This is a genomic window from Streptomyces roseicoloratus (assembly GCF_004117935.1).
Lineage (GTDB): Bacteria > Actinomycetota > Actinomycetes > Streptomycetales > Streptomycetaceae > Streptomyces > Streptomyces roseicoloratus.
On sequence record NZ_SDOY01000180.1, the window covers coordinates 1 to 9,756 of the forward strand.

Annotated in this window: 8 protein-coding genes and 1 pseudogene; 3 read left to right on the forward strand and 6 right to left on the reverse strand. The window is 69.2% G+C overall.

What is annotated here, in order from left to right:
• Both ESG85_RS34110 and ESG85_RS34120 read left to right on the forward strand, forming a co-directional pair.
• Window positions 1-393 (forward strand): transposase family protein (locus tag ESG85_RS34110; RefSeq protein ID WP_164986387.1); only part of this gene is annotated, 393 nt, incomplete at its 5' end.
• A gap of 268 nt (window positions 394-661) precedes the next feature.
• On the forward strand, window positions 662-1,036 hold the full coding sequence (locus ESG85_RS34120; protein WP_246095564.1) for a transposase: 375 nt from the start codon (window positions 662-664) through the stop codon (window positions 1,034-1,036).
• A 56-nt stretch (window positions 1,037-1,092) separates the two neighbouring features.
• Here the strand turns inward: ESG85_RS34120 and ESG85_RS35420 are convergent, their stop codons facing one another.
• From ESG85_RS35420 to ESG85_RS34145, 5 genes and pseudogenes are all read right to left on the reverse strand, one after another.
• On the reverse strand, window positions 1,093-1,617 hold the full coding sequence (locus ESG85_RS35420; protein ID WP_181019191.1) for a hypothetical protein: 525 nt from the start codon (window positions 1,615-1,617) through the stop codon (window positions 1,093-1,095).
• 577 nt (window positions 1,618-2,194) lie between these two features.
• Window positions 2,195-2,359, reverse strand: a pseudogene (locus tag ESG85_RS34130) (ATP-binding protein); the annotation flags it as partial.
• Window positions 2,360-2,485: 126 nt separating this feature from the next.
• Window positions 2,486-4,402 carry an ATP-binding cassette domain-containing protein gene (locus ESG85_RS34135; RefSeq protein WP_164986391.1) on the reverse strand — a complete coding sequence of 639 codons (1,917 nt, stop codon included), beginning with the start codon at window positions 4,400-4,402 and terminating at the stop codon, window positions 2,486-2,488.
• A 477-nt stretch (window positions 4,403-4,879) separates the two neighbouring features.
• Window positions 4,880-6,037: a hypothetical protein gene (locus tag ESG85_RS34140; RefSeq protein ID WP_128985054.1), complete on the reverse strand. Its 1,158-nt coding sequence runs from the start codon at window positions 6,035-6,037 to the stop codon at window positions 4,880-4,882.
• A gap of 174 nt (window positions 6,038-6,211) precedes the next feature.
• The gene (locus tag ESG85_RS34145; protein ID WP_164986388.1) at window positions 6,212-6,922 is read right to left on the reverse strand and encodes an alpha/beta hydrolase; all 711 of its coding nucleotides are present in this window, start codon (window positions 6,920-6,922) and stop codon (window positions 6,212-6,214) included.
• Between the two features lie 575 nt (window positions 6,923-7,497).
• On the opposite strand from ESG85_RS34145, the gene ESG85_RS34150 reads away from it, so the two are divergent.
• Entirely contained in the window at window positions 7,498-8,250 is a 753-nt protein-coding gene (locus tag ESG85_RS34150) for a transposase (protein WP_246095566.1), read from the forward strand.
• A 315-nt stretch (window positions 8,251-8,565) separates the two neighbouring features.
• Here ESG85_RS34150 and ESG85_RS34160 read toward each other — a convergent pair whose 3' ends face one another.
• Entirely contained in the window at window positions 8,566-9,651 is a 1,086-nt protein-coding gene (locus ESG85_RS34160; RefSeq protein ID WP_128979488.1) for an IS630 family transposase, read from the reverse strand.
• Window positions 9,652-9,756: the final 105 nt, after the last annotated feature.

The window sequence follows — 9,756 nt, forward strand, 5'->3', positions numbered from 1 at the left end:
CACGGGATGAACGTGCAGGTCCTCGCCGATCCCTTCGGCCGGCTGCTGTGGGCTTCACCAGCCCTGCCCGGTGCCGTCCACGATGTCCGCGCGGCCCGCGAACACGGCATCGTCGACGCCCTCGCCGAGGCCGACATCATGTGCTGGGCCGACAAGGGCTACCGAGGTGCCGGCGGCACGGTCCGCACCCCCTGCTGGGGGCGGTGGGAGAATCTTTCCAACGGTCAGCAGGCGGTGAACCGGTCCCACGCGAAGATCCGCGCCCTCGTCGAGCAGGCCATGGCCACCCTCAAGTCCTGGCGGCTCCTTCGCAAGCTCCGATGCTCGACCACCCGGATCACCGGCCTCGTCCAAGCCGTGCTCACACTGCATTTGGCCAGCTTAGACCGATGATGGAAAAGCCTCACTGACATCGGTCACGGGGCGAGGAGAACCCGCTTGCGAAGAAGGCCGAAGCCGGCGCGTCCGGACGTCTGGCGCTTGAGCATTTTGACCCGGTTGACCTGGCCTCGACGACTCCGGAGTTCCAGGGCCGGGTCAGGCCGGCGACGACCGCGGGCAGCCGAGCACGCTCCTGTCGCCCACGGCATGGTCCGCGCACACATCGCCACTTGCGCGGGTTCCGTCCGAGGCGCCACCCCGGCCGCCGACGGTGCGGCAGGTGACCGGCTGGCTCACCCGGCACCCGACCGCCCTGACCGAGGAAGACCGGGCCGGCCTCAAGGACGTCCTGGCCCGCTGCCCCGAACTGGACACGGCCGACGGACACGTCCGCGACTTCGCCGAGATACTCACCGACCGCCTCGGCTCCACACTCCCCACCTGGATCGACGCAGTCGACGCCAGCCGGCCGCCCGGCCTCACAGGCTTCGCACTCCACCTGCTCCGAGACCTTGACGCCGTGACCGCCGGGCTCACTCTCGACTGGAGCTCCGGCAGCATCGAGGGCGCCGTCAACCGAATCAAGAAGATCAAGAGGCAGCTCTACGGCCGAGCCGGGTTCGGACTACTCCGCAAGATGATCCTGCTTCAGTGACTCTCCGCGACCGCGACCCCAGAGGTTGCGTCAGAAATGCCTTCTGACCCCAATCTTCAGAAGCGCGGCCCGACAGCGGGATGCGAGACCAAGGCGCAGGCCGCGATCTGCAGTTGTGCTTCCCATGCCTCCTCGTCGAGCCCCAGCGTGTACTCGATACAGCACGCGCAGGGCGGGAGTAGAGCCAAGAATGCCTGCTCCTCGGCGGTCTCGACCTCCGTCTCCGACCAGTCGTCCGATGCCAACTCGGCAAGATCCACCTCTCCGGCGGTGAATCGCGCGGCCAGCCTGAGCAGCGCGTATCGTCGGGCCAGGTGGTGATCGGGCAGATCGATCCCCAATTCTTGAAGAGCCTGCTCGAATGTGTCACGAATGTCCCGGGGATCCGCATGACGCGACAGACCGGCGAGCTCGCGCAGGGCCGGCGTGTCCATTCCGATTGCGAGTGCCTGGGCAGCGGTCATCGGCAGGCCTTCCGAACACACCTGATCCGACTGATACAGCCACGCTGCCTCCATCAGGGGTGGATAGGCGCTGCGGACAGGGCCGTCAGGTTCGAATGTGTCGTCTATCGCTGCCATGATTCATACGATGCCGGCACGGGTCGCGAGAGTGCCCGGAAATTTCGACTACCACTGCGAACCGCCCTGCAGGCTGACCCAACTGGTGCTGCCCCGTTGACACTCCGCGACCGCTCCCCGTGATCTGTGCCAGAACCGAGTTGTGATGTCGATAGCGTGTGCGATGGCGGGCTGCGGGGTCTGCTTCATAATCCAATTGTGGATATATCGGACGCGGGACAGCCGCTCGATCCCGTCTGGCTTGAGATCAACAACAATGTGTGTGGCAGCCTGGCAGGAGCCGCGAGTGCATCGTTGGTGGCCGAGCGGTTCATCGGGGCTGGCTGGAGTTCCAGATCTGGCTCGTCGTGGGAGTTGTATGAGGTCGAGACCAGCTGGTGCCGCATCGAGGTCGACCCGACTGACGGAGACACGCTCCTGAACGGAGTCGGTCCTTAACAGTTCGAAGAGCCGGCTGCGTTACTGACCCGGTTCGGTCTGCGGTTCAGTCTTGAGTTCTATGACGATGACGGGGAACTGCTGCGGGAGGTCGAAGCTGGAACCCCGCCAGCGCCTCATGACGCACCTCCTCAGCCTGTCAGCCGGCTGCTCGCTCCGCTTGGGCTCGGGTGGAGGCGAGGCGGTAGGAGTCGGTGCCGGTCTCGATGATCGTGCCGTTGAAGGTCAGTCGGTCCACGACGGTCGCGCAGAGCCGTGGATCGGTGAAGGTCTTCGTCCAGCCTCCGAAGGACTCGTTGGAAGCCTCAGATGCCACCGCCGGGCCGCCGTTCGACGAGCTGCTCGCCCCGCGCAGCGGATCCAGGGCCTGACTGGCGGACGATGCTGCGGCTGGTCCGGTAGTCCGCGGTGAAGACGTTCTCCTGGGGACTCAGCGATCCTGGGAGAGTTCCAGGAGCTCCGCGAAGGTCCCGCCCCCATGCGCGAGGTCGTCGTACCGGCCCTGCTCGGTGATCCGGCCGTGCTCCATCACGACGATGTGGTCGGCGATCCTGGTGTTCTCCAGGCGGTGCGTGACCACGATCGTGATGCGGTCGGCGGAGATGGCCTTGATCTTCTCGAAGATCTGGTGCTCGCCCCGCGGGTCCATCTGAGAGGTGGGCTCGTCGAGGATCAACAGCTCGGGCCGGCGGTACAGGGCTCGGGAGCACGCGACGCGCTGCCACTGACCCCCTGAGAGCTCCGTTCCGCCGAAGATGTCCCGCGCCAGGAGCGTGTCGAGACCCGCCGGGAGGTCCTCGACGGCCTCGCGCAGTCCGACCGCGTCGACGGCCTCCCACACCGCGGTGTCGTCGTGGGTACGGGGCTGCCCTAGGGTCACGTTCTCGCGGACGCGCAGCGGCCACTGGGCGAAGATCTGCGGCACCAGACCGGTGCGCGCCCACACGGTGGCGGGGGCCACGCCGGCAAGGTCGGTGCCGTTCCACGAGACCGCGCCCTTGTCCGGCAGGTAGACCCCGGTCAGCAGGCGGGTGAGGGTGCTCTTCCCCGAGCCGTTCGCCCCGACGACCGCGAGGATCTGTCCCCGCCGCAGGGCCAGCGAAACGCCGTCGACGGCGTTCTTGTCCCTGCCCGGGTACCGGTAGACGACCTGGTCCAGGCGGATCTCGTCGACCGGTGCGGTGAGCCGGCCCGGACCGCGCCGGGGAGCTCGGGCCGCGGCGTCGTCAAGGAAGGACTGCATGTCGCCGAGGTACAGGCTGGTGTGGAACACGGCGGCGCCGTTGACGACGACCTGGGACAGGGCGGCGAGCGTGGTCTGGACGGCGATGACGGCCGTCGCGGCGACCGCGAGATCGACCCGTCCGGACACGGCCAGCCACGCCAGAACACCCCACGTCGCCAGGAGGAAGACGCCGCCGGCCAGCGCGGACAGCAGGGCGATCCGCAGCGTCCGCGGCGCGGCGGCCAGGCTACGCCTGTCACATCGGTCGGACAGGGCCCGGTGCCAGTAGACGAGGTAGTCGGTCATGGAGTTGGCGCGGACCTCGTCGCTGTACCTGGCCTCGGTCGCCCACCATCGCATCATCCCCCGCACGTTGCGGTCCGCGACGTTCGCGTAGTGGATCTCGTAATCCACCCGGGCGCTCAGCACGGCCCCGACACCGGCAGGCAGTACGGCGAGCAGGAGCAGCGGCAGCATCAGCGGGTTCAGAACCGACAGCACACCGCTCGCGGTGACCATGCGGATCACCGCCGACACGAACCGCTGCGCGTCCGTGACCATCACGTGGGTCCGCGACACCCCCATCTCCGCCGCCTCGCGCCGGTCGGCGAACCCGTCCTCCGCGTACGCCACCGCCTCCACCCGGCACACCGCCTCGACGAGCGCCGAGTCCGTCTCCGTCGTCAGCCGCGGCGTGATCCGCCGGTCCGCGTACGAGGCCAGCGCCCCCGCCGTACGAGCCAGCGCCGCGGCCAGTGCCACCACCAGCAGGGCCGGCAACGCACCCCGCAGCCGGTGCCCGGCGGAACCGGCGCCGAGGACGGGCTCCATGGCACGGGCGGTCGCGGTCAGCAGCACGGCCGCCGAGACGCCCGTCACCACCTGGCAGCCGACGAGCAGCTGCACGGCCCGCCGGTCGATGCGCCACGACAGCCGCGCGATGCGGCCCAGGACGGCGGGGATCCGCGCGCACATGTGCCGGAAGGACACCTCGGCGAGGGGGTTGATGGCGTACTGCCCGTTGTAGACGATCTCCGCGGGCGCGGGCGCGGGCTCAGGCGCGGGCGCGGGCGCAGGTTCAGGCTCAGGCGCGGGCGGCGTGGACTTCTGCCGCGAGTTCATCGGCATGGGGGAGGGGTTCAACGGCGGGTCCTCCTGGACGACAGTCCGGCGTGGTCGGAAAGCTCAACGACCCCGCCCGGATATCGAACTGGTGTCTTTCGGACGCGGTCGGAACCCTGCGATTCGGCGCGTGTCGAAGCATGGCGAATGCACCGACCCGCACGCCCCAACGAGACACCGACCACCCCGATTGGCCGAAACGCCGACGCCCCCAGCCGACGCCGACGCCCGCCACGGGGGGCCCGACGGCCGCACCACCAGCCCGACATCGACGCGCCCGGCCCGACGCCGCCCGAGCGCTTCGATGCGCCGCCTCCCCAAGCGGGCCACGCGCGAGCCCTGGCCGTACGCGCGGGGATCTCAAGGGTCAGGCAACGCCTGGAGCCGAGCCGAGCCGACGCGGCGGGACAGCAAACACCGCCCCCGCCGCCTCCGGGCGACCGCCACGCCGAGTTCAGAGGCGTCCGTGCACGCTCCTCACCGGTTGAGGCCACGGAAGAGAGGGAGCCGCTTCGTGAAGGCGGACTTCCGTGGGGCGTTCTCCTGGTCGACGGCGGCCGGTGTGGGCGCCGCGGGCGGGCTGTTGTTCCCGGTCGCCTCGGCGAGCGCGGCGAGTGCCGACTCCGCTGCCTCGCGATAGAGGTCACTCGACTCCGTCATGGCCCGCAGCGCTTTGGCGTACCGGGTCACCATGGCGCGTGCGTGGACCAGCTCCTCCTGCGGTGTGAGCAGGTGCCAGCCCTCGCGAAGGCGCGTCAGGGCCGCTTCGGCGTCGGTCGGCAGCGGTCGCGGCAGGGAGGCGTACTCCGTGATCCTGCAGAGGAGTTCGGTCGGTTCGGTGCCGTCGAGGAACACGTCCCGTACGGTGAAGCGTTCGGCGTCGTAGCCGGCGACCTGCGGTGTCGAGGGCAGGACGACGGCGCCGCCGCGCGGGAGCCCGACACCCAGTTCGCGCTTCATGGCGAAGTCGGCGATCAGCGCCTGCTCCGGAGTGGCCCGGTGCTCGACCACACGGTGCTTCAGGCTCGGCGGCAGGAACGCCGTGACCGGCCGCCGGCCCAGCGTGTCCGGCGTCATCGCCTCGTGCACCACGACGTGGACGAACCAGCTCTGCCGACTGCACTCGCGCAGCAGGCGCCGCAGCTCTCCGTCGTCCTTCGGCAGGTGGTTGGCTGCCCGCAGACGCACGCCTGCCGGACCGTCGTGATCCCAGGCGACCTGGTCGCTGTCGGGCCAGAACACGGTGGCGGGCGAGAGCCAGCGCGACTCCCACGGCCGCTCGGCCTCGGCGGCGAGCACCCAGTCGACCTCACCCTCGCTGTCGGCCCGGCGTGACGCCGGCTCGTACGTCGTGAGGTGGGCGCGTACGGTGACGTCGCCGGCGACCCGCCAGCGGGCTTCGAAGAGACGGCGGGCGGACGGACCGGGATCGGCGGAGGCGTCGCGGGGGAACATGTCGGTCGAGCGCGCCGCCTCGACGGGGTCGAGGTCCAGGAAGTCGTCGATCACCTTGGCCGCCTTGAGGGCGATCAGATTGCGCCGGACGTCCCGCTCGGCTTCGGGCCCGAGGTGACGCCCCCGTGCGAGCCAGGCGGTGTCGGGAGCGATGGTCGATGAAGGGCTGTTCTTGGCCATGGAACCGTCCATTGGGTGATCAGGGCCCGACCAGTATGGTCCGTGCCCGGCCGGTCGAGTGCACCAGGCCACCGCCCCGCTGGAGCGGACGCAGGACGACCTGCTCCTCACGACCCCGGCGCCACGCACGCGCGCGGGAACACTCAGGAATGGATGCCGGACGATCAGGACTGTTCAGTGACCGCTGCGAGGCCCGCGCGTGCGGGGGTGAGGGGCGGCTTCAACGATCCGCCGGACGGTCCGCATCCCGGCCTCCACGACGCCAGGACTACGGCTGGGACGGCAGCGCTGTGACTCGGGGTCGTACTCGGCCATGATCACGCCGGCGTGATCGGCGTCGGACTCGTCGAGCGAGGCCGGCCGGCCCTGGCGCTGCAGCGCTGCGTGGAACTCGCGCGACTGCCGGACAGCCACAAGCGTGTCGGCGGTTCCGTGGACCAGCCGGACAGGGATGTCCGGCAGCGTCCTGTCCGCCTCCGCCAAGACGTCGAGGGGGGCGCGCCCGGTCAACGGCTGAGGCCGGGTGTACGCGCCGGCGATGCCGACGACGGCCTGAGGCCGCCAGCCGTCCAGTGCGTCCGGGTCCAGGGCGGCGGCCGTCACCGCGTTGGCTCCCAGGGACCAGCCGGCGAGGACGATCCGGCCGGCGTCCCCGCCGAACTCGGCGGCATTCCGCCGGACGAAGAGCGCGGACTCCCGCAGATGACTCCGGCCGCCGTCGTCGGCGTCCGGCCGCCAGTCCGGAACGAAGCACACCACACCAAGCGAGGCCGCGGCCCGGGCGAGCGGCGCGAGGACGTCCCGCTCGTCCGGCCCTCTTCCGTGCCACAGCAGCACGACGGGCGAGAGGGTTTCCGACACTGCCGTGGGCCGGTAGACGTCCACACACTGTCCACCGACTCCGTACACGAGTCCGCCGACCACAGCGACATCGATGGCCACCACTACCCGCCCAGCCCAGTCCAGTTCCGAAATCCGCCCCGACACACGGCCCGCCAGCCTCTGACCCTACCCAAAGCACCCCGAGGCACAGCACACCCCACGACCCCCGAGCCGGACAGCCCTTAGGGACGAGTGCGAGAGCCCAGGGACGTACTGACGGTCCCGCACAAGACCACCAGGGCCAGGCCAGACATACGAGGAAAGCAGCGCCGCCTGCACAGGACAGGCGCAGGACGAGACTGCCTCGAGGGCGGTCCGGCGGCGGGCCCGTAGTGCGACAGCCACGAAGTTCCCGCCCCATGAAACGTCCCGGCCGTGGAACACGACACCAGCACGCCAAGGAGCCCTGCTGACGGCGGGATCAATGGTGCGGGGACGCTGGCAGACACTGAGCGTTTTCAGCGTGGCCACTGATCGGGTGACGCCGGCCAGGTCGAGGTGAAAGCCGCAACGCACAAAGGCTCCCGTGCCGTTGAGGGAGGTGTTCGACGTCTCAACCCGCCGACACAGGATCCCTGTTGGTTCCCTATCCTCCCGCACTCGACCTCCCTCACGCCCTGGTCGAGCGGGTCACCATGCTCATCGTCACCCGCGAGGGTGACCGCCGCTGCAAGCTCCCGCCGCACCGGCGTGCGCTCGTCACTCTGGTCTACCTGCGCCGCCACGACACCCTCACCCGGATCGCGTCCGGTTTCGGGATATCCGTCGGCACCGCCCGCACGTACGTCACCCGCGTGATCGGCCTGCTCGCCGAATGGGCCCCAGGCCTGCTCACGACGCTGCGCGAGCACGATCCGGACTTCGTCCTGCTCGACGGGACCCTCGCCACGTGCGACCGCGTCGGCGACAGCCGGGCGGACTACTCGGCCAAGCATCGCCGGCACGGCGTGAACGTCCAGGTCCTCACCGATCCCGCGCCGGCGAGCTGCTGTGGATCTCGCCCGCCCTGCCGGGCTCGCACTCTTGACCTCACCGCGGCCCGCACCCACCGGATCATCCGTGTCTGCGAAGGCCAGGGCATCCCCGTCCTAGCCGACAGCGCCTACACAGGCGCCGGCCCCTGGGTCGCCACCGGATTCAAACGGCCACCGGGCGGTGAACTCACCCTTACCCAGCGCACCGTCAACCGGGCCTTGGCCGCGGCAAGAGCACCGGTCGAGCGCGGCATGGCACGGCTGAAGTCCTGGCAGATCTTCCGGACATCGCGCATCAGCCCCAACCGTATGACCGTCATCATCAAAGCTGCCCTCACCCTGGCGAGGCAACGCTGAAAACGCTCACTGCTGCACGGGTGCCATTGCACCGCCGGCCGTTCAGAGCCCGGCAGCAGCAAGGATCCCTGCCCCGACGAGCGCGAAGGCGCCCCCGATTACTCTGCACGTGATGACACTGCTGGGCCACGATCGGTAGGCGTAGGACATCATTTGGAACCGGTCGGCTACCCCTCGGACATTGGTGGCCAAAAGCCCCCCGCCCACGAGAGTGACGCCACCCCACACCAGCTCGAACACGTGACTATTCACGATGCGAGGATAGTCAGCCTGCGTTGTCGGCTGAAGCACGATCAGTGATCCGCCGGACAGGCTCTAGTGAACTGGTTCGGAGATCCTGTCGCAGTAGCGGCAGATGCGGTCGAGGATCTGGTCGGCGGTCTTGGTCCAGGTGAAGGGCTTGGCCTGGTCGTTCCAGACCTTGATCCACTCTTCGAGTGCGGTCTTGAGGTCGTCGAGTGAGCAGAACACCCCGCGTGCGAGGCAGCGCCGTTCCAGCTCGGCGAACCACCGCTCGACCTGGTTGATCCACGACGAGTACGTCGGCGTGAAGTGCAGCCGGAAGCGGGGGTGCGCGAGGAGCCACTTGTGCACGACGGGCGCCTTGTGGGCGGAAAGGTTGTCACAGATCACGTGGACCGCCAGGCCGGGCTCGGTCTGGCGGTCGATCTCGTCGAGGAAGTCACGGAAGTCGACTGCCCGGTGCTGCGCGGACAGCTTGGTGATGACCTTGCCGGTCGCGGTGTTCAGGGCGGCGAACAGGTCGACGGTCCCGTGTCGGACGTAGTCGAAGCTCCGGCGCTCGGGCACTCCGGGAATCATCGGCAGGACCGGAGCGGTCCGCTGGAGGGCCTGGATCTGTGGCTTCTCGTCGACCGCGAACACCACGGCGTTCGCCGGCGGAGCGAGATACAAGCCGACGACGTCACGGATCTTGTCGATCAGGAACGGGTCCGGGGAGATCTTGAACGTCTCGGTCCGCCACGGCTGGAGGCCGAAGGCGTGCCAGATCCTCAGGACACTGGCCGGGGAGATCCCCACGACCTTGGCCAGCTCCCGTTTCGACCAGTGTGTCCCGGCCGGCGGTGTCTCTTCCAAGGTGCGGACCACTACCTCTTCGACCTGGGCGTCGGTGATGGTCCGCGGCACTCCGGGCCGCGGCTCGTCCGTGAGTCCGTCGAGGCGGTCGCGCAGGAACCGTGTGCGCCATCGGCGCACGGTGTCTCTGCCGACATCGAGTCGCGCGGCGACCACGGTGTTGTTCCAGCCGTTCGCGCACGCCAGCACGATGCGTGCGCGAACGGCCAGCCCCTGTGCGGTCGAGCGGCGCTTGGCCCAGTTCTCCAGCGTCAGCCGCTCGACGTCCGACAACACGACAGGTTCCAGCCGGGTATCGCCCATGCACACAGGACAGCGTGAACGCATGACCTGCCGCAGGCGAACCCCGCAATCTGAAACAGCAGACGCCTCACGTGGCGACCCACGACCTCAAAACCAGGTCACTAG

What these genes read in the sequence shown, in the direction of transcription:
- ESG85_RS34140 (WP_128985054.1), bottom strand. Translation starts at nt 6,037, where the DNA reads ATGGCCAAGAACAGCCCTTCATCGACCATCGCTCCCGACACCGCCTGG.
- ESG85_RS34160 (WP_128979488.1), bottom strand. Translation starts at nt 9,651, where the DNA reads ATGGGCGATACCCGGCTGGAACCTGTCGTGTTGTCGGACGTCGAGCGG.
- ESG85_RS34135 (WP_164986391.1), bottom strand. Translation starts at nt 4,402, where the DNA reads ATGAACTCGCGGCAGAAGTCCACGCCGCCCGCGCCTGAGCCTGAACCT.
- ESG85_RS35420 (WP_181019191.1), bottom strand. Translation starts at nt 1,617, where the DNA reads ATGGCAGCGATAGACGACACATTCGAACCTGACGGCCCTGTCCGCAGC.